The sequence below is a fragment of the Lutispora saccharofermentans genome (genome assembly GCF_024363565.1).
GTDB classification, from domain to species: Bacteria; Bacillota; Clostridia; order Lutisporales; family Lutisporaceae; genus Lutispora; species Lutispora saccharofermentans.
Map to the genome: position 1 here is coordinate 250,346 of NZ_JAJEKE010000002.1, position 23,760 is coordinate 274,105.

At 41.7% G+C, this 23,760-nt stretch carries 16 protein-coding genes and 1 riboswitch; of the genes, 13 read left to right on the forward strand and 3 right to left on the reverse strand.

Annotated features, from left to right (window positions below):
* Nucleotides 1-119: 119 nt before the first annotated feature.
* The 3 genes from LJD61_RS04095 to LJD61_RS04105 all read right to left on the reverse strand — a co-directional run bounded on the left by LJD61_RS04095 (nt 120) and on the right by LJD61_RS04105 (nt 1,609).
* Nucleotides 120-383 carry a Txe/YoeB family addiction module toxin gene (locus tag LJD61_RS04095; protein WP_255226238.1) on the reverse strand — a complete coding sequence of 88 codons (264 nt, stop codon included), beginning with the start codon at nt 381-383 and terminating at the stop codon, nt 120-122.
* A complete protein-coding gene (locus LJD61_RS04100; protein WP_255226239.1) occupies nt 383-631 on the reverse strand; it encodes a type II toxin-antitoxin system Phd/YefM family antitoxin in 249 nt (82 codons plus the stop codon). The genes LJD61_RS04095 and LJD61_RS04100 overlap by 1 nt, the downstream gene beginning before the upstream one ends.
* 93 nt (nt 632-724) lie before the next feature.
* The gene (locus LJD61_RS04105; protein WP_255226240.1) at nt 725-1,609 is read right to left on the reverse strand and encodes a LysR family transcriptional regulator; all 885 of its coding nucleotides are present in this window, start codon (nt 1,607-1,609) and stop codon (nt 725-727) included.
* Nucleotides 1,610-1,985: 376 nt separating this feature from the next.
* On the opposite strand from LJD61_RS04105, the gene LJD61_RS04110 reads away from it, so the two are divergent.
* From LJD61_RS04110 to nifJ, 13 genes are all read left to right on the forward strand, one after another.
* On the forward strand, nt 1,986-5,747 hold the full coding sequence (locus tag LJD61_RS04110; protein WP_255226241.1) for a phosphoribosylformylglycinamidine synthase: 3,762 nt from the start codon (nt 1,986-1,988) through the stop codon (nt 5,745-5,747).
* Between the two features lie 257 nt (nt 5,748-6,004).
* Nucleotides 6,005-6,106: riboswitch (purine riboswitch) on the forward strand.
* 31 nt (nt 6,107-6,137) lie between these two features.
* Entirely contained in the window at nt 6,138-7,571 is a 1,434-nt protein-coding gene (locus LJD61_RS04115) for an NCS2 family permease (protein ID WP_408614825.1), read from the forward strand.
* Between the two features lie 83 nt (nt 7,572-7,654).
* Nucleotides 7,655-8,155: a 5-(carboxyamino)imidazole ribonucleotide mutase gene (gene purE, locus LJD61_RS04120; RefSeq protein ID WP_255226243.1), complete on the forward strand. Its 501-nt coding sequence runs from the start codon at nt 7,655-7,657 to the stop codon at nt 8,153-8,155.
* A gap of 228 nt (nt 8,156-8,383) precedes the next feature.
* Nucleotides 8,384-9,739, forward strand: coding sequence for an amidophosphoribosyltransferase (purF, locus tag LJD61_RS04125; RefSeq protein ID WP_255226244.1), 1,356 nt, complete (start codon nt 8,384-8,386; stop codon nt 9,737-9,739).
* Between the two features lie 457 nt (nt 9,740-10,196).
* Nucleotides 10,197-11,237 (forward strand): phosphoribosylformylglycinamidine cyclo-ligase, encoded by a 1,041-nt coding sequence (gene purM, locus LJD61_RS04130; RefSeq protein ID WP_255226245.1) that lies wholly within the window; start codon nt 10,197-10,199, stop codon nt 11,235-11,237.
* Nucleotides 11,225-11,857: a phosphoribosylglycinamide formyltransferase gene (gene purN, locus LJD61_RS04135; RefSeq protein WP_255226246.1), complete on the forward strand. Its 633-nt coding sequence runs from the start codon at nt 11,225-11,227 to the stop codon at nt 11,855-11,857. Before purM ends, purN begins: the two co-directional genes overlap by 13 nt.
* A 200-nt stretch (nt 11,858-12,057) precedes the next feature.
* Nucleotides 12,058-13,599 carry a bifunctional phosphoribosylaminoimidazolecarboxamide formyltransferase/IMP cyclohydrolase gene (gene purH, locus LJD61_RS04140; RefSeq protein WP_255226247.1) on the forward strand — a complete coding sequence of 514 codons (1,542 nt, stop codon included), beginning with the start codon at nt 12,058-12,060 and terminating at the stop codon, nt 13,597-13,599.
* Nucleotides 13,600-13,961: 362 nt separating this feature from the next.
* The gene (gene purD / locus LJD61_RS04145) at nt 13,962-15,215 is read left to right on the forward strand and encodes a phosphoribosylamine--glycine ligase (RefSeq protein WP_255226248.1); all 1,254 of its coding nucleotides are present in this window, start codon (nt 13,962-13,964) and stop codon (nt 15,213-15,215) included.
* A gap of 541 nt (nt 15,216-15,756) precedes the next feature.
* On the forward strand, nt 15,757-17,163 hold the full coding sequence (locus LJD61_RS04150; protein ID WP_255226249.1) for a sigma-54 interaction domain-containing protein: 1,407 nt from the start codon (nt 15,757-15,759) through the stop codon (nt 17,161-17,163).
* A gap of 480 nt (nt 17,164-17,643) precedes the next feature.
* On the forward strand, nt 17,644-17,889 hold the full coding sequence (locus LJD61_RS04155; RefSeq protein WP_255226250.1) for a hypothetical protein: 246 nt from the start codon (nt 17,644-17,646) through the stop codon (nt 17,887-17,889).
* A complete protein-coding gene (gene alr / locus LJD61_RS04160; protein WP_255226251.1) occupies nt 17,873-18,643 on the forward strand; it encodes an alanine racemase in 771 nt (256 codons plus the stop codon). Before LJD61_RS04155 ends, alr begins: the two co-directional genes overlap by 17 nt.
* 62 nt (nt 18,644-18,705) lie before the next feature.
* The gene (locus LJD61_RS04165) at nt 18,706-19,863 is read left to right on the forward strand and encodes a pyridoxal phosphate-dependent aminotransferase (protein ID WP_255226252.1); all 1,158 of its coding nucleotides are present in this window, start codon (nt 18,706-18,708) and stop codon (nt 19,861-19,863) included.
* A gap of 74 nt (nt 19,864-19,937) precedes the next feature.
* Nucleotides 19,938-23,477: a pyruvate:ferredoxin (flavodoxin) oxidoreductase gene (gene nifJ, locus LJD61_RS04170; protein ID WP_255226422.1), complete on the forward strand. Its 3,540-nt coding sequence runs from the start codon at nt 19,938-19,940 to the stop codon at nt 23,475-23,477.
* Nucleotides 23,478-23,760 lie beyond the last annotated feature (283 nt).

A 23,760-nucleotide genomic window follows, 5' to 3' on the forward strand; every position in this document is an offset into this window, starting at 1 on the left:
CTCCGTACAGCCATGACGGATCATAGAAAGGAAGATTGGAGCAAAAACAAAAGTACTTTCTGCATTAGTTGTCCAAAGTGCTTTTGCGTAATACAATATAAAGGTTGTTAGGTTTGTCGCTAGAATTCATAGTGAGACCACATGCTGATGATTTTTACTGTTTGCATGTCTTCAATGACCTCATAGACAAGCCGATGCTGGATATTGATTCTGCGGGAATATGCACCTTGTAAATCGCCTTGAAGCTTTTCGTATGGCGGCGGCGATTGATAAGGATTTTTTCGTAAAATATCAATGAGTGCTTTGACTTTATTGTCAAGTTTGCCAGCTTTCAGCTTTGGTATATCTTTTAAAGTATTTTTATCATAAACGATGGAATACATTACCACTCAACCTCGTTTTCAGAAATACATTCATCAATGGGTGTTTTTAAGCCTTCCATGATGCGTTCGCGCATATTCGGAATGGAGCATAGATAAAGTGTTTCCATCAAGCCATTGTAATCATCTTCACTGATAATTACTGCATTTCCGTCTTTAGTGCTGATGTTGACAGGCTCATTATATTTTATTGTTTGTTCCAACATGTTAAACAGATTCTTTCTGAAATTAGTGATATTTGTATTAATCATGCGATATACCTCCAATCTATCTTATATGTACATTATAATGTACGCAAATGATATTGTCAATGTTAATGTACATTTTTGCTTTGAATATAAAATTTACTTTAGTACATTGACAAACTCCTGTGACGCTGCGGGGAGAGGTATATTTTTGTGTATCAGCAGCCCCAGGTATCTGGGGCTTATATTTTCTTTGAGATTTATCTGAAACAGGCTGCCTTCATCCATGGCAAGGGAGGCGGCTTCTTTTGTCACATAGGATATGCCGAGGCCTATCTTTGCCATATCTATAAGCAGGTCTACACTGGACAATTCGATTTCCGGCTTTACATTCAGGCCGTGCTGCTGAAACAGCTTATCGAAAAAAACTCTTGTATTGGTGTTTTTTTCTAAAGCCAGCAAAGGGTATCTTGAAAGCTCCGCCAGAGATATAGTCTTTCCCTTCAGTTTTTCATACTTTTTCCCTGCCGTAAAAATATCATCGACCTGCTTCAGTATCCGGACTTCAAAATTCTTATATTCGCTTTCCTCATCTATATTCACCACTGCCAAATCGACTTCGCCCTTTTGCAAAAGGCTTGTGCACACCGGGGAGGTTCTGTTTATTATATGGATTTTGATATTGGGGTACAGGACGTTGTATTTTTCTATATAAGGCAGCAGGAAGTGCCGGCATATGGTGTCGCTGGCGCCTATCTTGACTTCTCCTTCCTTAAGATTCTGCATTTCGTCCAAAAGCCGCTCCCCTTTGGAAAAAAGGTTGACGGCTTGCTCCACATATGCAAAAAGCTTTTCTCCCTCTGCAGAAAGCCTTATATTTTTTGTATTTCTTATGAAAAGCCTACTGCCCAGCTTCGCTTCAAGAGTTTTTATGGATTGGCTCACCGCGGATTGGGAAATATAAAGCTTGGAGGCAGCTTCTGAAAAGCTTTTGTATCTGCCCACATAGTAAAAAACCTTGTAAAGCTCGAAATTGACATCCATATATAAGTCCTCCTTATAAATAACATTAGAAACATTAATTATTATAATTAATAATACTATGCTAAACTTTAATTGTAAAGCACTGAAAACTCGAAGCTTTTAATAGACAAAACTTGATTTTACTGAATAAACTCTGTTGTGCTGGCTGATAACGATTGCAGAGCTTCGGGACTAAGACTTTGTAAGCTTGCATAGGGTTGCATCAAAACTAACAAACTCTAAGCCCCTTCACAATGCACTCTTATATCAGCCAGCACAACTAAGGTGAATTGCTCCGCAGAAGCAAGAGAAGATGCCCCGGGGCAAGATTGAATTAAAGTTATTATGGTAAAAACAAAACTTAAATAGGATAAATATAAATGGGAGTGAAATATATATGAACAATGTAAGACGAATATTCGTGGAGAAAAAGCCTGATTTTGCAGTAGAGGCAAAATCCCTTCTGGCAGATTTAAAGGAGAATCTGGGAATAAAAGGACTTGAAGCTTTAAGGATAATAAGAAGATACGATGTAGAGGGCATAAGCGATGCGGCTTATGAAAAGGCCAGAAACACTATCTTTTCCGAACCGCCTATAGATTTCGTATATGATGAAGAATTGAAGATCGATGAAAAGGATGAAGTATTCGGAGTGGAGTATTTGCCCGGCCAATACGACCAGAGGGCTGACTCGGCTGCTCAATGTCTTCAGATAATAAGCATAAAAGACAAGCCGGTCGTCAGAACTGCCAACATTATAGTGCTGAAAGGGAGCATATCCGAGCAGGAACTTTCAAGAATCAAATCCTATTATATAAATCCTGTTGAGATGAGAGAGGCGGCTCTCGGGAAATTCAGCAGCCTGGTATCTGAGGCTCAAATTCCTGAAAACGTTATGGTTTTAGAGGGCTTTATCGACGAAACAGCCGAAGGGCTTAAAGCTTTGCAAAGCAGGCTTGGCCTGGCCATGAGCCTTGAAGATCTGGCTTTTTGTCAGGACTATTTCAAAAAAACTGAGAAAAGGAACCCTACTATTACTGAGATAAGGGTTATTGATACCTATTGGTCCGATCACTGCAGACATACCACCTTTGACACAATAATCGATGAGGTTGCTATTGATGAGGGTAAATACAAAGATGTGATCCAAAAAGCCTTTGGGCTTTATTCGGAAGGAAGAAGCTTTGTATATCAAGAAAAGAAGAAAGAAATATGCCTTATGGATATGGCCCAGATGGCTATGAAAGAGATGAGAAAGAGAGGCCAGCTGGAGGATTTGGAAATATCCGATGAAATAAATGCTGCCAGCATCGAAGTGGAAGCAGAGGTTGAAGGCAAGACGGAAAAATGGCTGGTCATGTTCAAAAATGAGACACACAACCATCCCACCGAGATAGAGCCTTTCGGCGGGGCTGCCACATGCTTGGGCGGCGCCATAAGGGACCCTCTCTCAGGAAGGTCTTATGTTTATGGAGCTATGAGGATCAGCGGAAGCGGTGATCCAAGGACTCCTGTAGCCGATACTATAACAGGCAAGTTGCCCCAGAGAAAGATAACTACAGGCGCAGCGGCGGGCTACAGCTCCTATGGCAATCAGATAGGCCTGGCAGCAGGGCAGATAGCAGAGGTTTACCATGAAGGCTTCGTTGCCAAGAGGATGGAATTAGGAGCTGTGGTTGGAGCGGCTCCCAAGTCTAATGTCGTAAGGAAGGCTCCTTCTCCCGGCGATGTTGTGATCTTATTGGGAGGAAGGACCGGCAGAGACGGCTGCGGGGGAGCTACAGGCTCTTCAAAGGAGCATGACGAGAAATCCCTTGAAACCAGCGGAGCTGAGGTGCAAAAAGGGAACGCGCCTACAGAGAGAAAAATACAAAGACTTTTCAGAGATCCAAGGGTAAGCACTATGATAAAGAAGTGCAACGATTTCGGCGCAGGCGGAGTATCGGTGGCTATCGGAGAATTGGCGGACGGACTCCATATAAATCTTGATGCGGTGCCGAAAAAGTATGAAGGCCTGGATGGAACTGAGCTGGCTATATCCGAGTCCCAGGAGCGAATGGCGGTTGTCATAAGCCCCGAGAATGAAAAGGAGTTTATCCGGATGGCGGTTGAAGAAAATCTGGAAGCCGTTGTGGTGGCTCATGTGACTGATGAAAACAGGCTGACCATGATGTGGAGAAACAATCCCATAGTGGATATCAGCAGAGAGTTTTTAGATACCAACGGCATAAGGCAGAAGACCAATGTAAGAGTAGCAATGCCTCAAGGAGGAGATATTTTCAGCGGCAGAAAAGCCGATGTTTCAGATATGAAAAAAGCCTGGCTGGAGAATTTGGAGGATTTGAACGTATGCAGCCAAAAAGGGCTCGTGGAGAAATTTGACTCTACGGTTGGCTCCAATACTGTTTTGATGCCCTTTGGAGGAAAGCATCAGGCGACGCCCAGCGAAGGGCTTTTGATGAAGCTTCCTGTACTGAGCGGAAATACAAGCACCGGGACGGTAATGACCTATGGCTACAATCCCTATATCTCAAGCTGGAGCCCTTTCCATGGCGCCATATATGCTGTAGTCCATGCCGTATCAAAGGTTGTAGCAATGGGCGGAGATTATAGGAGGGTCAGATTGACCCTTCAGGAGTATTTCGAAAAGCTAGGCAAGGATGAGGAGAAATGGGGAAAGCCCTTCTCAGCTCTATTAGGAGCCTATATGGCTCAAAAGCATCTGGGAATACCGGCTATAGGAGGCAAGGACAGCATGTCCGGAACCTTCCTGGATTTGAACGTGCCTCCTACTTTGGTAGCTTTCGCGCTGGCTCCTATGAATGTAGAGCATGCAGTGTCCCAGGAATTCAAGGGCAATCGCAGCCAAATTGTGTTATTGCCTGTGAAAAGGGACGAAAATGGCTTGCCGGATTTTGAAAGCTTAAAAGAAACCTATGATAGAGTCCATGAATTGGTCAAAGCGGGTCATGTGCTTTCTGCTTCCACTGTAAAAGAAGGCGGTGCTGCCGCTGCAGTGACTAAAATGTGCTTCGGAAATAGAATAGGTATGAAAGTTTTTGGGAATTATGATTACGAAAAGCTTTTTGCAACCGATTTTGGCTCTTTGATATTGGAATTAGGAGCGGAAGCTGATTTATCCGAGCTATTGCCGGGCATTTCACACATCCGCCTGGGTGAAACATGGAACAAAGAGATAATAGATATAGATGGCATAGAAATAGAACTGGCAGAAGCTCATGACCGCTGGAGCAGACCTTTGGAATCTATATTCCCGGCTAAGGCGGAAAAAGCAGATAGTGTATTTGAAGTGGAATACAAAGAGAGAAATACTCAAAAGCCGGTCATAAAGTCTCCGGCACCCAGAGTTCTGATACCTGTATTTCCGGGCACCAATTGCGAGTATGATACCGCAAGAGCTTTTGAAGATGCCAAAGCCAAAGCGGACATAATGGTGATAAAGAATATTACTCCAAAGGATATTGAGGAATCGGTAAAAGAATTGGCCAAGAGGATAAGGGCTTCTCAGATACTGGCATTCCCCGGAGGCTTCAGCGGAGGGGATGAGCCTGACGGCTCCGGTAAATTTATTGCGGCAGTATTCAGGAATGATTACGTGAAGGAAGCCGTCATGGAGCTTTTAAACAACCGGGACGGCTTGATAATAGGAATATGCAATGGATTCCAGGCCCTCATAAAGCTGGGACTCTTGCCCTACGGCGAGATAAGGGATATTGACGAGAGCAGTCCGACTCTGACCTATAATAAAATAGGACGCCATGTATCTCAGCTGGTAAGCACAAAGGTGACCTCAACCTTATCGCCATGGTTTGCCTATTCTAACGTAGGAGATATTCATACAATACCTGTGTCTCATGGAGAAGGCAGATTTGTAGGCGATGAGGAGCTGATGAAGGAACTGGCAAGAAAAGGCCAGGTAGCAGCTCAATATGTGGATGAAGAGGGACGCCCCTCAGCGGAATTCCCTCATAACCCCAACGGTTCTGCTAACGCAATAGAGGCCATAACCAGCCCGGACGGCAGAATCCTCGGCAAGATGGCTCATTCTGAGAGAGTGGCGAAATATGTATATAAAAATGTGCCGGGAAATAAGGAACAAAGCATATTCAGAGCCGGAGTAGATTACTTCTCCAAATAATGATTTTACGAGGATACGGGGAACGCGGATTCACACGGATATCACGGAGGGGAATGAGGAGTGAGGAGCTTTCGCAATCGTTATCAGTCAGGACAACAGGTGAAAGTAAGCTTATTGCATAAAAAGCGAATAATAAACATAGAAATGATGAACATAGTTCGTGTTTAAATGTACTAAATAACAAATTAATGATAAATAGTTCGAAAAAAGCTTGACGGCTTGTTCAATTATATGATAGTATTAATTTGTCGATAAAACTTATATCGCATTGAATTACTCATATAATATCGGGAATATGGCCCGAAAGTTTCTACCAAACAGCCGTAAATTGTTTGACTATGAGTGAAATGTACGATCCATGTTTTTTTGGATGGGTTTCACCGCCCATCCATTTTATTTTTGTCACACAATAACGGAAAGGGGAATAATATCTTGGAAAAGTACTTCAGACTCAAAGAAAACAACACTACAGTGAAAACAGAAATTATCGCAGGCATCACAACCTTTGTAACAATGGCCTACATAATTTTTGTAAACCCATCTATTCTTAAAATGGCAGGAATGAATCTAGAAGGCGCTTTAGGTGATGCGGCAATTCCCTTCAATGCATTCAACGACCCTGTTGTAGGCTCGGTAATGGCTGCTACATGTATTTCGGCAGCAATAGGAACATTGATAATGGGGCTTTATGCCAACTATCCTTTTGCTCAGGCCCCGGGAATGGGACTCAATGCATTTTTCGCGTTTTCAGTAGTTTTAGGCATGAGCTATACCTGGCAGCAAGCCTTAGCAGCAGTTTTCATCTCAGGTTTGGTATTTATACTTATTACTCTTACTAAGATCAGAGAAATGATAATTGATTCTATACCCATGTCTCTTAAGCATGCAGTAAGCGGCGGTATAGGATTGTTTATAGCACTTATAGGATTTAAAAATGCAGGAATCATAATTGCTAACCCTTCAACATTAGTAGGCTTTGGGGACTTGATGGCTCCAAATACTCTTCTGGCTATATTCGGACTTTTTCTTACGGCAATACTCATGAGCAGAAATATAAAAGGCTCTATGCTGATGGGAATATTTGCTACGACTTTGGTAGGCATTTTTACCGGCGTAGTGGCTATTCCTGAAGGCTTCAGTCTGGTATCCGCTCCGCCCAGCATATCCCACACTTTTATGAAGATGGATTTTGCAGGCTTATTAAAGATAGGAGAAGGGGCCACTCTTGCAACGGCAATCACCAGCATTTTAACGGTTATACTTTCTTTTACATTTGTAGATATGTTTGATACCATAGGAACTTTGGTAGGAACAGCTTCAAAAGCAAACATGATGGATAAGAACGGCAAGCTTCCCAGAGTCAATAAGGCTTTATTGGCAGACGCTGTCGCAACTTCGGCAGGTGCTATGCTGGGTACTTCCACAGTTACCACATATGTTGAAAGCGCCGCAGGAGTATTGGAGGGCGGCAGGACAGGGCTTACTTCTGTGGTCACCGCTGCATTGTTCATATTGGCTTTGTTCTTTGCTCCATTGGTAGGCTTAGTACCTTCAGAGGCTACGGCTCCTGCTCTTATCATAGTAGGAGTTTTGATGATGAGTGCATTGAAAGAGATAGATTTCAATGATTTTTCAGATGCTTTTCCTGCATTCCTCACAATAGTCATGATGCCTTTCAGCTACAGCATTGCGAATGGAATAGCAGCAGGAATGATCGCATATCCCATTATAAAGATCGCTACAGGCAAGCATAAGGATGTTCATCCTGTGGTTTATATCTTAGCATTATTGTTTATACTGAGATTTGCCACGATGGCTGGTTAATGTAAATTGCGAATCCGATTAGAGCTAGACTTTAATCGGATTCTTTTCACAAATAGGAAGAGTTTTTAATAGGAGGGAGATACATGGATAAAAATCCAAAGGTTGCAATCATAATGGGAAGCGACTCAGATTTGCCCATAGTGGCAAAAGCCATAAAGGTTCTGAAGGAATTCAAGGTTGATTTTGAAGTAAGGGTCATATCTGCTCACAGAACACCGGATAGGGCTTCCACCTTTGCAAAGGGAGCAGAAGCAGAGGGCTTCGACGCGATCATAGCGGCAGCCGGCAAAGCTGCTCATTTGCCCGGGGTGCTGGCAGCATATACTGTACTTCCGGTAATAGGAATACCTGTCAAATCCTCTGCTTTGGACGGGATGGATGCTTTATTATCCATAGTTCAGATGCCTTCGGGCATACCGGTGGCTACAGTAGGGATCGACGGAGCAGAAAATGCAGGGCTTCTTGCCGTAGAGATGCTTTCGATAAAGCATGAAGCTTTGAGAAAAGCCTTAAAGCTCCATAGGGAGAACATGGCTCAGGAAGTAATAAAAAAAGATGAAAGAATAAGTGAAGAAAAATTTTAATTAGAACTCAGGGTTTTAGGGTAGGGCGCTGGAGTTAGTTGGAAAGATGGAAGGATGATTGAGTTGTAGGGGATGCCGCCCTCGGCATACCGTCATTGCGAAAAGCTTTAGCGACGAAGCAATCCAAAAAAGAAGATAAGCTTAAATCGCTGGATTGAAGATTAACAAATTGACCCAAAGGAATGCCCTAATGCTAGAAGCTAGAGACTAAAAAAAGGAGATTATAAGATGTGTGGAATTGTTGGTATCTATGATAAGGGCAATATAAATGCAGCTAACGGAGCTTATTACGGCCTGGTGGCTTTGCAGCACAGAGGTCAGGAAAGTGCAGGCATTGCTATAAATAATGATGGCATAATAACCTGCTATAAGGATATGGGCTATGTAAATGAGGTATTTGACGATAAGATATTGAGCCTTTTGAAGGGAGACATGGCCATAGGACATGTGCGCTACTCGACTTCAGGCGCAAGCTTTGCAGCCAATGCTCAGCCGATTTTGATCAAATTCAAGAATGGAAACCTGGCTATGGCTCACAACGGCAACCTGGTAAATGCGGAAGCGTTGAGAGAGCAGCTGGAGGATCAAGGCATGATCTTCAGCACCACCACAGATAGCGAAGTGATAGCGGCACTGATAGCCAGAAACTATAAAGGCGATATCGTTAACGCAATTCAAGATACCATGGATATGGTAAAGGGTTCCTATGCTTTGGTTATAATGACAGTTGACAAGCTCATAGCCGTAAGGGACGGTTATGGTCTCCGCCCATTGGTCATCGGGAAGCTTGATGATGGCTACGCATTGGCATCGGAAAGCTGCGCTCTTGATACCCTGGGCGCGGAGTTCATGAGGGATGTGAAGCCGGGTGAGATAATAGTCATAGATAAGGATGGAATGAAAAGTATGGCAAGCAGCATCAAGATGCCAAAGAAGGGCTGCTTATTTGAATATATATATTTTGCAAGGCCTGACAGCATTATTGACGGTATCAGCATGTACAAGGCAAGAGAAAATGCAGGCAAAATACTTGCCGAAGAGCAGCCTGCCATAGCCGATACGGTTATTTCGGTGCCGGATTCGGGAACCCCGGCTGCCATAGGCTATGCAAATGAGTCGGGAATTCCGTATTCCGTTGGCCTGATCAAGAATAGATATGTGGGCAGAACCTTTATTCAGCCGACACAATCCATGAGGGAGCTTGGCGTTAAGCTTAAGCTCAATCCCTTGAAGGGCAATATTAAGGGAAAAAGAGTGGTAATGGTGGATGACAGCATAGTGAGAGGAACGACAAGCAGAAAGATCGTCAAGGCATTGAGGGATGCCGGAGCAACTGAAGTTCATGTGAGAGTCGCCTCGCCGCCGGTGATACATTCCTGTCACTATGGGATAGACACCCCTACAACTGAGGAATTGGTCGGAGCAATAAATCCTGTGGAAAAGATAAGAAAATATATCGGAGCAGACAGTTTGGGCTACCTGAGCTTGAAAGGACTGCTGGCTTCTGTGGACAGCGATGGCGATGGCTATTGCACCGCATGCCTCAACGGAGAATATCCGATACCGTTAGACTGTCGAAGATAGGCGGATGGCTTTAGGGTATTCCTTATAGGTCAGGGCTCAGGATTCGGAGCTCAGAACTCAGAAAATTAGGGCCGGAATCTGGAGGCGGAAGGTTACGAGGAACACGGATTTACACTGAATCTTTTACGGATTTACACGGAGAGTTTCTATTTTATTGTTTAAGAGAATACAGGGTAAATTCTTCATCTGTCATTCTGAATGAAACGAAGTAGAGTGAAGAATCTGGCTGAGCTTCTTCGCTACAAATAAAAAACCTCTGTGCACCTCCGTGTTCACCGTAACCTTTGACCCCAGAGGCATACCCAAAAGTATATCGGATTAGCATCAAAAACTATAAAAGAACAATAGCGATAATATAATTCCCATTCCGTGATTTTTAGTGTAAAATTCAGTGTCTTTCAGTGGTTCAAGAAACCCAAGAGGCATACCTAATTATTAATAGAAGAGGTGAATATAAATGGATGATAGATTGACTTACAAGAACGCCGGAGTAGACGTAGAAGCCGGATATGAAGCTGTCAAGCTCATGAAGGAACACGTGAAAAAGACCAATATACCCGGCGTCATGGGCAACCTGGGAAGCTTCGGAGGCTTCTTCATGCCCAATTTATCCGGCATGAAAGAGCCGGTTTTGGTCTCCGGAACCGACGGAGTAGGAACAAAGCTTCAGATAGCCTTTATGATGGATAAGCATGACACCATAGGCATTGACTGTGTTGCCATGTGCGTGAATGATATAGCCTGCCACGGAGCAAAGCCCCTGTTTTTCCTTGACTACATCGGCACAGGCAGGCTTAACCCCAAAAAAGCAGAAGCCATTGTCAAGGGGATATGCGACGGCTGCATAGATGCGGGCTGTGCCTTGATAGGAGGAGAGACCGCGGAGATGCCCGGCTTTTATCAGGATGAGGAGTATGACCTTGCAGGCTTTGCCGTAGGTGCAGTAGATAAGCCGAAGGTCATCAACGGAGAAAAGGTGAAGCAGGGTGATGTCATAATAGGGCTCCAATCCAGCGGTATACATAGCAATGGATACTCCTTGGTAAGGAAGCTTTTCTTTGGAGTCAATGATTATAAAGTCGATCATAAATTTCCGGAGCTTACGGGCTTACTTGGAGAAGAACTGCTAAAGCCCACAAGAATATATGTGAAGACCATCCTGAGCCTTATAGAAAAGCATGATATAAAGGGAATAGCGCATATAACCGGCGGCGGATTTATCGAAAACATTCCCAGAACCATCCCACAGGGCTTAAAAGCCAAAATAGAGATGGGAAGCTGGGAGATACTCCCGATATTCAAGCTTATGAAGGATTTAGGCAAGATTGAAGACCAGGCGTTATATAATACATTCAACATGGGGATAGGGCTTGTCATGATAGTGGACAAAGCTGAAGCCGACAGCGTAATGGGTTCCCTTAGGGCTATGAGAGAGAAAGTATACATTATAGGAGAGATCGCAGCGGGAGAAGGGGGTATCGAGCTTTGCAAAAAATAAGGATTGGTGTTTTGATCTCCGGCGGCGGCACTAATCTTCAAGCTTTGATTGACGACATCGAAAAGGGAAAGATAAAGGGCGCAATCTCTATAGTCATATCCGATAAAAAGGATGCTTATGGCATTGAAAGGGCAAAAAAACATGGAATAGAAGCCATAGTTATAGATAAAAAGAGCTTCCGTGATAATGATGAATTCATGGACTGCCTTATGGATGAATTGGAAAAATACAAAGCGGACTTAGTGGTATTGGCCGGATTTTTAAGTATTTTGTCCAAAGCATTTATAGAAAAATACAGGAATAGAATAATGAACGTACATCCCTCCCTCATACCTGCTTTTTGCGGTAAGGGCTATTATGGGCAAAAGGTTCATAAAGCGGTGCTGGAATACGGAGCCAAGGTTTCCGGTGCTACTGTTCATTTCGTTGATGAAGGAGCAGATACAGGCCCCATAATTTTGCAGCAAGCTGTACGGGTAGAGGATGATGATACACCGGAAACCCTGGCCGCCAGGGTGCTGGAGGTTGAACATAAGCTGCTGCCCGAAGCTGTAGGACTGTATTGCGATAGTAAGCTCGAGATAGAAGGCAGAAAAGTTAGAATTAATGCAGGCAAATAGGCTCATTGGCAAATAGGCAAATGGGTTTTGAGCATGCCGCTGGGGTCCTGGAAACGGGGAACACGGAATTACACTGAATCTTTCACGGATTTACCCGCCCTTCAAGACCCAAAAGGAATACCCTAATGCTAGAGGCTAGCAGCCAGAAGCTAGTGGCTGACCCAAGAGGTAAAATAAAATAAAAATGAAAGGTGATAATTATGATAAAACGTGCACTGATAAGTGTTTCAGATAAAATAGGCATAATCGATTTTGCTAAAAAGCTGGACGAAAAGGGCATAGAGATAATATCTACGGGAGGTACTGCAAAGGCATTATCCGATGCAGGCATTAAGGTCATATCCATATCCGACATTACGGGCTTTCCGGAATGCCTGGATGGCAGGGTAAAGACCCTTCACCCCAATATATTTGCCGGCTTGCTCGCCATGAGAGAAAAGCAGGAGCATATGGACACCTTAGAAAAGCTTCACATCAACACCATTGATATGGTGGTGGTAAACCTCTATCCCTTCAAGAAAACTATAGAAAAGGATGGAGTGCTTCTTGAGGAAGCTATAGAAAACATTGATATCGGCGGTCCATCCATGCTTAGAGCGGCAGCCAAAAACTATAAGCATGTAGCTGTCATCACCGACCCATCGGATTATGATATGGTCCTGGATGAAATCATGAAAACAGGTGCAGTGACGGATAAAACAAGATTTAAGCTAGCGGCTAAGGTTTTCAATCATACCGCTCATTATGACGCTCTCATAGCTTCTTATTTGTGGGAAAAAGCTGAGATGGAGAAGTATCCGCAGCTCCTGACCCTTACCTATGAGAAGGCACAGGATTTGAGATATGGAGAAAACCCTCATCAAAGCGCGGCCTATTATAAGGATCCATTGAAAACTACGGGGAGGCTCCATAATGCAGAGCAGTTAAACGGTAAGGAGCTTTCTTATAATAATATAAATGATGCAAATGCTGCTTTGGAGCTTTTAAAGGAGTTTAATGAGCCCGCCTGCATAGCCGTCAAGCATGCTAATCCCTGCGGCGCAGGTGTGGGAAAGAATATTTTCGAGGCGTATAAGAAAGCCTATGAAGGAGATCCCATATCTATCTTTGGCGGCATCGTGGCTGTCAATGAAGAGATTGATGAAAAGACAGCCGAAGAATTGGTCAAGATATTCTTGGAGATTGTTATAGCGCCTTCATATAGCGATAGGGCTTTGGAAATCCTGAGAGAGAAGAAAAATCTGAGAGTTTTGAAGCTGGAGGATATAAGGATCAGACCTGAAGAGGCTTATGAGCTGAAGAGGGTATCCGGCGGCTTGCTTATTCAGGATTCTGACTACAAGGATTTCTCTATTGACGACATAAGCTATGTGACGGAAAAGAAGCCTACAGAACAAGAAATGAAGGACTTGTTATTTGCCTGGAAGATTGTAAAGCATGTAAAGTCCAACGCTATTGTGATAGCCAAGGATGGAAGGACATTGGGCGTAGGGCCCGGCCAGACGAACAGGATCTGGTCTGCAGAAATGAGTATAGCCAGGGCTGGGGAACAAGTACAAGGAGCAGTTATGGCATCCGATGCATTCTTCCCCTTTCCGGATGTCGCGGCTGCTGCAGCCAATGCCGGTATAAGAGCCATCATCCAGCCCGGTGGCTCTTTAAAGGACAAAGACTCTGTTGAGGTATGCAATAAAGAAGGTATAGCCATGATATTTACAGGCATGAGACATTTCAAGCATTGATTTTACTTAGGAGACGGGAACCACTGAAAGACACGGAAACCTCACAAAAAATCACTGAAGGGTTGATAATATTAAACTTATGTGAAATTGCTTATTTAGACCTTATGACATATATTACGCATAAAATTAGTTACTATTAACAGCTAAAAAAGATGCACGCCGGCATTCTGAGTGCAATGAAGAATCTTAGCGAGATTATTCACTATTAACAAAAATCAGTAAAAAATCAAAATATGAAATAAAAAAATCTTTCTGTGTTTTTTCGTGAAAAATTCAGTGACTTTCCGTGGTTTTCGTTCCCAGTTGCAAACTGCTAAAAATGGGTTATTGAAATGGAAGCAAGATGATGAGAGGTGAAATGTATGAAGGTTTTGGTAGTTGGAAGCGGTGCCAGGGAGCATGCTATTATATGGAAACTGCTTCAAAGCCCAAAGGTGAGCTATATCTACTGTGCTCCGGGCAACGGAGGCATAAGACAGATGGCGGAATGTGTAAATATAAAAGCCGATGATGTGGAAGGTTTATACCGGTTTGCGAAAGATAATAAAATAGATCTTACCGTTGTAGGGCCTGAGCTGCCCTTAAGCCTTGGAATAGTTGACTATTTCCAAAGCCGAGGACTGAGGATATTCGGACCTGCTCAAAATGCGGCTTTATTGGAGAGCAGCAAAGCCTTTGCAAAGGATTTGATGCAAAAATATGATATACCGACTGCAAGATATAAGACCTATGAGGATGCAGCTTTGGCCAGGATGGAAGTGGAAAGCTTTGGTTTTCCTGTAGTTATAAAGGCGGACGGTTTGGCTGCAGGCAAAGGGGTAATAATTGCCGGCACAAAAGAGGAAGCCATAAAAGCCATAGATGATATAATGACGGATAAGCATTTTGGGAATGCAGGCAACAAAGTGGTCATAGAAGAGTTCTTACAAGGCAAGGAGGCCTCCATATTGGCCTTTGTAGACAGCAAAACTGCCTTGCCGATGGTGAGCGCACAGGATTACAAGAGAGTCTTTGATAATGACAAGGGGCTCAACACAGGAGGAATGGGTGCCATCTCTCCGGCACCTCATTATGATGAAAAGACGGCGGATATTGTTATGGAGAAGATCATAGCTCCCACTGTGGAGGCTATGAATAAGGAAGGCAGGCCCTACAAAGGAGTATTATACTTTGGGCTGATGCTTACTGAAGCCGGGCCTAAGGTAATAGAGTACAACTGCCGCTTCGGAGATCCAGAGACAGAGGCAGTGCTCTTAAGATTGGAAAGCGATCTGGCGGAGATTATGGAAGCTGTTATAGAAGAAAGACTCCATGAGATAGATATAGAGTGGAATGATAATGCGGCTGTATGTGTGGTAATGGCTTCGGGAGGTTACCCGGAGAATTATGAAAAAGGCTATGAGATAAAAGGGCTGACGGCTGCGGAAGAAGGGATCATATTCCATGCAGGCACAAAATATACTGACGGCAGGGTTGTAACCGACGGAGGCAGAGTGCTGGTCTTTTCGGCTCTCGGCTCTTCACTGGACAAAGCCAGGGAGGCCGCCTACAGGGATATAAACAAGGTCAACTTTCACGGCCACCACTACAGAAAGGATATTGGGCTGATAGGATAGGGATTTTTTTAACCACTGAAAGACACTGAAGGATATTGACTTTATAGACACTATAGCGTGCATATAGGATATGTGCTTCGCATATCGATGTTCGCTTTGGCAGTTCTAGAGCTTAATCTCACAAAAAGCCTAACGGCACCCAAAGGACCTCCATGTCCTGGATGCCTTGGGCGGCGCTAGATTTTTCTTAGGATAGGATGTGAGCTTTAGAGTTGCCTGTGACCCTTGCGGTTATCAAAATCAATACCTTTGTGAACTGCACATATGCTTATTCTGTTTCACTGCAGTAGTGATAAAATAAATACTCCTCCGTGAAAAATCCGTGAGGCTTCCGTGTTAATCCGTGGTTTCCGTTCCCCGTCCCCATAACCCGTTAGGAATACCCTAACATTCCTAAGTTCTGAGCTCTGAATCCTGAGTTCTAGGCTTATGCCCAAAGCCAGAGTATAGCGTGCCTTTGTTTTTAAATATATATGTGATATAATTTTTAATGATTATCATTTAGAAAGGGTAATGAAATTTTCATTATACGGAAATTTTTATGAATATTAAAGAACCTATAAAAGATGAAAATTATATTAACAAACTAGAAATGATAATAGAAACATCCTTTGATGGAATTTATGTAACTGACAAAGACGCTAATACAATATTGGTCAATAAAAGCTATGAAAGAATTACAGGATTAAGGCGGGATGAGCTTATTGGGCGCAATATGGCGGAGTTTGAGAAAGACGGTATTATGTCGGAGGTTACATCCCTTTGGGTTTTAAAGAACAAGAAATCCAAAACGGTATATCAGTATTTTAATACAGGAAAAAGCGCATTGGTCACCAGCACACCATTTTTTGATGATGATGGTGAAATAAAAATGGTGGTATCCAATGTCAGAGATATTACCGAGCTTAAAGAATTGCAGGAAAAGATTAAAGAAAGTAAAAATGAAAATATTAAGTACAGAGGCATAATTGAAGAACTAAAGCTGCAGATTGCGAGCAATAAATATATAATAGCAGAAGATGAAAACATGCTGAATTTGCTTTTGCTGGCAAAACGTGTCGCTAAGGTAGATACGACAGTCCTGATAAGTGGTGAGACCGGTACGGGCAAAGAAGTGTTGGCAAAATATATCTACAATAACAGTCTAAGAAAAGATATGCCATTTATTAAGATTAATTGCGGAGCTATTCCTGAAAACCTGATTGAATCTGAATTTTTCGGTTATGCGGAGGGCTCATTTACGGGAGCGGCCAAAGGCGGCAAGATGGGGATTTTTGAAGCAGCCAACAACGGGACTTTGCTTCTCGATGAAATCGGTGAATTGCCTTTAAACATGCAGGTAAAGCTTTTAAGAGTGCTTCAGGACGGCCAATTTGAAAGGATAGGCAGCAATGATACCATAAAGGTTGATGTCAGAATAATCGCATCAACAAATAAGAACCTGAAGGAAATGGTTGAAAAAGGGCTGTTCCGTGAAGATTTATTCTATCGGCTGAATGTGGTACCCCTTAATGTGGCACCTTTAAGAGAAAGAAAAAGCAGCATAATTCCATTGGCGGAACATTTTTTTAGAGCTTATAATGAAAAATACAACATGGAAAAAACGATTTCGAAAGAAACTTTGAAATATTTTTATGAATACAATTGGCCGGGCAACGTCAGGGAGCTTTCCAATTTAATTGAGATGCTGGTTGTGACAACGGTGGATGATACTATTACAAAGATGAATCTTCCGGCTTATTTGACAAGTAATATAAATGAAGATAAAGCCTATGTAGAAAATAATAATATTCCGAAGCTGTCCGATGCCCTGGAAAAGATAGAAAGAGACTTGATTTTCAAGGCATATGAAAAACACGGAAATGTCAGAGATGCTGCTAGGGAATTGGGGATAGATGCATCCACATTTGTGAGAAAAAGAAAAAAGTATAGTGGCATTAAAAATTAGTTGCATAAATGCAGCAAAATGTTGCAAAATTACAACAAACATATTGGACTAGTGCCATCCTTTATAAATCGGTTATAATTTGACAATTGATTTTACAGCAAATAAAAAAGTTGCATAAGTGCAACATTTTCAAAATATCAGTATTTTGATGATATATGAGTAAAGGTTAAATTTCAACACCTTTAGTCATATATCATTTTTTTTATATTTTGGCATGAGCCTTGCTTCACCATTAATATAAAAGAGTATGAAAAATGGTTTTAATAATTGGGGAGGAATATTACATAAGAAAGTATTAAAAAATGAATGCTGAAAACATTTTTATCGTTATAAGTTTCTTCCTGTTGTAGCTTTGTTTTTCCGGTGATTGCGTTGCCATAGCAGGAGAGAAATTTATATAATAATATGCAACCCAACAAAGTAGATGGGTTGGGGCATTTAGCAAGTGCCTAATTTTATATTGAATGAGGAGGAAATTTAATGAACGAGAACACAAAAAAAATGGAATTTTATGGTGGCGAAATAGTTTCACTACTACCTTTTCTGATTTTCTTTATTACAGTAATTTATATTTCCATACTAAAATCAGCATCAGAAAAAGGAATGTGGATAGGTGCTATTATGGGAATAATGATTACATTTTTCTTTGTAAAAGATAAGCTGTATTATGGAAAAGTAATAATGGAAGGTATGGCGGATGAAATGACAATTGTACCAAAAATGTAATGATGAAAGTGTAGATATTATAAAAGACATAACGAAATTATCAAACATTAATGTTGAAGGGATCTTTACTCACTTTGCAACTTCGGATATGAAAAATAAGGAGTATGTATATAAACAATTTAAGAGATATAAACAATTTATTGAGAAACTGGAAAAAAAAGGTGTTATGATTCCCATAAAACACATATCTAATACCGGAATAATTTTAGATTCCCCGGAGTTGCATCAGGATATGGTTAGATTTGGAAGTATGGTATATGGAACATATAGTTCCTATGATATAAAAACGGAGAGAGTTAGACTTAAAGATGCATTATCAATAAGAGCCGAAGTTGCACAGGTAAAAGAGGTAGAGCCTGGTGAGGGAATTGGCTATGATTTGACTTATATTACTAAAAAAAGGACCAAGATAGCAACATTACCAATCGGATATGCAGACCTTGCAATTAGAAAATTAAAAAATAAAGGTTATGTATTGATTAAAGGAATAAAAGCCCCTATTGTAGGAAGTGTGTGCATGGACCAATTAATGGTGGATGTGACTGGAATTGATGTTAAAATGGGGGATGTAGCTACATTAATCGGAGAAGATGCTGGTAATATCATAAGTATTAAAGAGGTAGCTGATTTACTAGGTATTGATGATTATGAATTGATTATTTCTATAGATAAAAGGCTTCCCAAAAAATATATTAAAAATGGAAAGGTGATTAAGATTATAGATATCAATGTAGAACTTAGTAATTTAATATGATTACGAAAAGTAAAGCTATAATAAAAAAATATATTGATAAATTAAAAGAGGAGGTATAAATAATGAATTATTTATCACAAATTGCAATGCGGTATCCTGCTTCGGGTATTAGGAAAATGTTTGATTTAGCTGAACAGTATGATGATGTAATCAAGCTAACGGTTGGCGAACCAAACTTCGATACCCCGGCGAATATTAAAGAGGCAGCCAAAAAGGCTATTGATGAAGGGTTTACACATTATGCCCCAAATGCCGGTTTAAAGGAGTTAAGAGAAGCTATCGCCAATAGATATAGTAAGTATTCAAAGGATTATACTTATGAGAATGTGATGGTAACAGTAGGTGGGATGGAAGCAATTTCATTATGCTTGCTTGCAACTGTGAATCCGGGAGATGAGGTTATTGTTCCTGATCCGTGTTTTCCGAATTATTTCGGCCAAATTATGATTTTTGGAGCCAAACCTGTAAGCGTTCCTGTATATGAAGAAAATGACTTTAACATAAAGGCTGAAGACATAGAAAAGGCAATAACTCCAAAAACAAAAGCTATTCTGTTAAATTCGCCCAGCAATCCTTTAGGTTCTGTAATAAGTAAGGAAGAAATAGTTAAAATTGCAAAAATAGCTGAAAAATACGATTTATTAGTCTATTCTGACGAAGTATATGACCAGATAATCTTCGACAACATAAAATATTTCAGTATGGCTCAGATACCTGAAGTAAGAGATAGAGTCCTGATAATTAACAGCTTTTCAAAATCTCATGCCATGACAGGCTGGAGAGTTGGGTATGTTGTGGGCAGCAAAAATATTATATCTAATATGCCGAAACTGCAGGAAGGAATTGTATCATGTATACCTACATTTACTCAGAAAGCAGCTATAGAGGCACTGTCCGGTCCGCAGGATTCAGTCAGACAAATGGTGAAAGATTATGCAAGGCGACGTGATATTGTAATAGACGGATTGAATAATATACCGGGAATAAGCTGTAAGAAATCGCCGGGAAGTTTTTACGCATTCCCAAATATAAAATCCTTTGGTAAAAGTTCTCAGGAATTTGCCGAAGAGCTTGTAAGAGAGGCTGGAGTGGTTGCAGTACCTGGTTCTGCATTTGGAAGCATGGGTGAAGGCTATTTGCGTATTGTTTTTGCCAACTCGGATGAAAATTTAAAAGAAGCAGTCAGAAGAATAGGAGAACATGTAAGGAAGAAATATTAATATTTTAAACCTTAAGCGATAATTATGTAAACGTAGTAGGTTTATAACTTGAATGAAAGGAATGAATGTGCGAAATGACAAAACGCAGGACTCAAACAATGGATGGAAATACAGCCGCGGCGTATGCATCTTATGCATTTACAGATGTTGCCGCAATATATCCCATAACACCGTCATCACCGATGGCCGGCTTGGTAGATGATTGGTCATCCAAAGGGAAAAAGAATATCTTTGGGGAGACTGTCTTCGTTAAGGAAATGCAGTCCGAAGGCGGTGCTGCAGGTACCTTGCATGGAGCATTGCAGTCAGGAGCCCTTACTACCACATATACAGCTTCACAAGGGTTATTGTTGATGATACCAAACATGTATAAAATAGCAGGGGAATTATTACCGGCGGTATTTCATGTAAGCGCGAGATCCCTGGCATCTAACTCTCTCAGCATTTTTGGAGACCATCAGGATGTCATGTCAACCAGACAAACAGGATTCACTTTGTTAGCATCAAGCAGCGTTCAACAGGCAATGGATTTAGGGGCAGTGGCACATTTAAGTGCAATAAAGTCAAGGCTTCCTGTTCTTCACTTCTTTGACGGCTTCAGGACATCCCATGAAGTACAAAAGATAGAAATGCTGGAATACGATGAATTAGAAAAGCTTGTAGATTTTGAAGCATTGAAAGCGTTCAGAAACAACGCTCTCAGCCCAAACCATCCTGTACTGCGGGGAACAACACAAAATCCTGACGTGTTCTTCCAATTGAGAGAATCTGTAAATAAATTCCATGATGCAGTTCCGGAAGTTGTACAGTCCTACATGGATGAAATCAACAAGCTTACGGGCAGGAACTACAGACTGTTTAACTATTATGGAGCTGAAGATGCTGAAAACATAATTATAGCAATGGGTTCCGGCTGTGAAACAATAAGCGAGGTAGTTGATTACCTGAACAGCAGAGGCGAAAAGGCAGGGCTTCTGGAAGTTCATCTTTACAGGCCTTTTGCGGCTGATTTTATGTTAAATGAAATTCCGAAAACAGTTAAAAAAATTGCCGTACTTGACAGAACAAAAGAACCCGGCGCAAATGGAGAACCGCTTTATCTGGATGTTAAAAACGCATTCTATAATGTTGAAAATGCCCCGTTGATTGTAGGCGGAAGATATGGATTAGGTTCTAAGGACTTCAAGCCTGATGATGCGTTATCAGTATTCAATAACTTAAAATCAGATAGTCCCAAAAATGATTTTACTGTAAGCATAGTAGATGATGTTACAAATAAATCATTGCCTCTTGCTGAAGAAAGCATTGATACAACGCCAGAAGGAACAATTGCATGCAAGTTCTGGGGCTATGGCTCTGACGGAACTGTGAGTGCTAATAAATCTGCAATTAAAATAATAGGCGATAATACGGATTTTTATGCACAGGCATATTTTGAATATGATGCAAAGAAATCCGGAGGCCTTACAATATCACATCTTAGATTTGGAAAGTCTCCGATTAAGGAACCATATGCAATCAACAGGGCAGATTTTATTGCATGCCACAATCAGGCGTATGTTAACAAGTACGATTTGCTGTCAGGAATAAAAAAAGGCGGAAAGTTCCTGCTGAACTGTATCTGGAGCGAGAAAGAACTGGAAGAGCAGCTTCCTGCATCTATGAAAAGAAGCATAGCCGATAATGATGTGGAATTTTATATAATAGATGCTGTCGATATTGCCAAAGAAGTCGGACTCGGCGGAAAAATCAACATGATAATGCAGGCTGCATTTTTCAAGCTTGCTCAAATCATACCTGTTGAGGATGTTTCAAAATATCTGAAAAAAGAAGTAGAAAAATCATATGGCAATAAAGGCCAGAATATAGTAGATATGAACTATCTTGCTATCGACAAAGGATTCGACAGCATGAAAAAAGTGAATGTTCCTGAATCATGGAAGGCTGCGGTTGATAATAATGCTGAGAAAGATTCTGAAATACCCGAATTTGTGGAGAAAGTCATATTTGCAATGAATCGGCAAGAGGGAGACAAGCTTCCTGTCAGTGCATTCTTGAATCGTGAGGACGGGTCATTCCCTCTGGGTGTGACAGCATGGGAAAAACGCGAAATAGCAATAGAGGTTCCCCAATGGGATGCAAGTAAATGCATACAGTGCAACCAGTGCTCTTTTGTATGTCCCCATGCTGTTATAAGACCGACACTTTTGACAGAAGAAGAAATGAAAGGCGCTCCGGAAGTATTCAAGGCCGTTGCTGCAACCGGACTTAAAGAAATGAAATATCATCTGGCAATATCTGCTCAGGATTGTACGGGATGCGGCAGCTGTGTAAATACATGTCCGGCAAAAGAAAAAGCAATAGAAATGAAGCCATTAGCTTCAAAAAGAGAGCAATATATCAGGAATTGGAATTTTGCAAAGGATATAATTCCGAAGGATGTACCGAAAAATCTTGAAAAGACTGTTAAGGGAAGCCAATTTAAAAAACCGTTGTTAGAATTCTCCGGTGCTTGTGCAGGTTGCGGTGAAACTCCGTATGCAAAATTAGTTACCCAGATGTTCGGTGACAGGATGATGATTTCCAATGCAGCAGGATGTTCGACGGTTTGGGGAGGTTCACCTCAGGTCTCATATACTACAAATCATAAGGGTCATGGCCCTTCATGGGGATTCTCTCTGTTTGAGGATAATGCTGAGTATGGTTTTGGAATGTACCTGGGTGTGCAAAAAATCAGGAATGCTGCAAAGTCAAAGGTTGTTGAAGCAATTGAAAAGGCCGCCGGCGAAAGAGCAAAAGAAGCATTGCAGGAATGGCTTGACGGATTCGACAATTCGGACGGAACCAGAGAGCGTGCAGATAAACTGATCGCGGCACTTGAAGAGGAAAAAGGGAACAATAAGCTTTTAAATGAGATTTATGACAACAAGGATTATCTTGTTAAAAGGTCTCATTGGATATTCGGCGGTGACGGATGGGCTTATGACATCGGTTACGGCGGATTGGACCATGTATTGGCATCGGGAGAGAATGTGAATGTATTAGTTTTTGATACAGAAGTTTACTCCAATACAGGGGGGCAATCATCCAAGTCGACACCGACAGCTGCAATTGCAGAATTTGCCGCAAGCGGAAAGAGAACAAGGAAAAAAGACTTAGGAATGATGGCAATGAGCTATGGCTATGTATACGTGGCACAAATAGCCATGGGCGCGGATAGGAACCAAACGCTCAAGGCAATAATTGAAGCAGAAAATTATCCGGGTCCGTCACTGATTATTGCTTATTCACCTTGTATAAATCATGGAATAAAAGTCGGTATGGGAAAATCCCAGATGCAGGAAAAAGAAGCTGTCGAGTCAGGATACTGGACATTGTACCGCTACAATCCACAGCTTGAAGATCAGGGCAAGAACCCGTTTGTTCTGGATTCCAAGGAACCGGCTAAGAGCTTTAAGGAATTTTTAATGAGTGAAGTAAGATATGCATCACTTTACAAGCTGTTCCCTGAACAGGCTGATGAGTTGTTCGCAAAGGCAGAGGCCGATGCCAAGTACAGATATCAGAAATATGTGGATATGGCCAGATTGGAACCTGCAACAGAATCAATTTAACATGTTGTCCTAATTGAATATAAGAGTGCATTGTGAAGGGGCTTAGAGTTTGTTAGCGAAGTATAGGACAAGTTGCGTCAACTGTTTGAGCCTATATGCTGTCAAATTCAGAAAATCTTATAACTCAACTTGAATCTTAACAGTAATGATAAACGCTGCATGCGAGTTTTGACGCAACCCTATGCAAGCTTACAAAGTCTTAGTCCTGGAGCTCTGCAATCGTTATCAGTTAGAACAACTAAGGTGAATTGCTCCGCAGGAGCAAGAGAAGATGCCCTGGGGC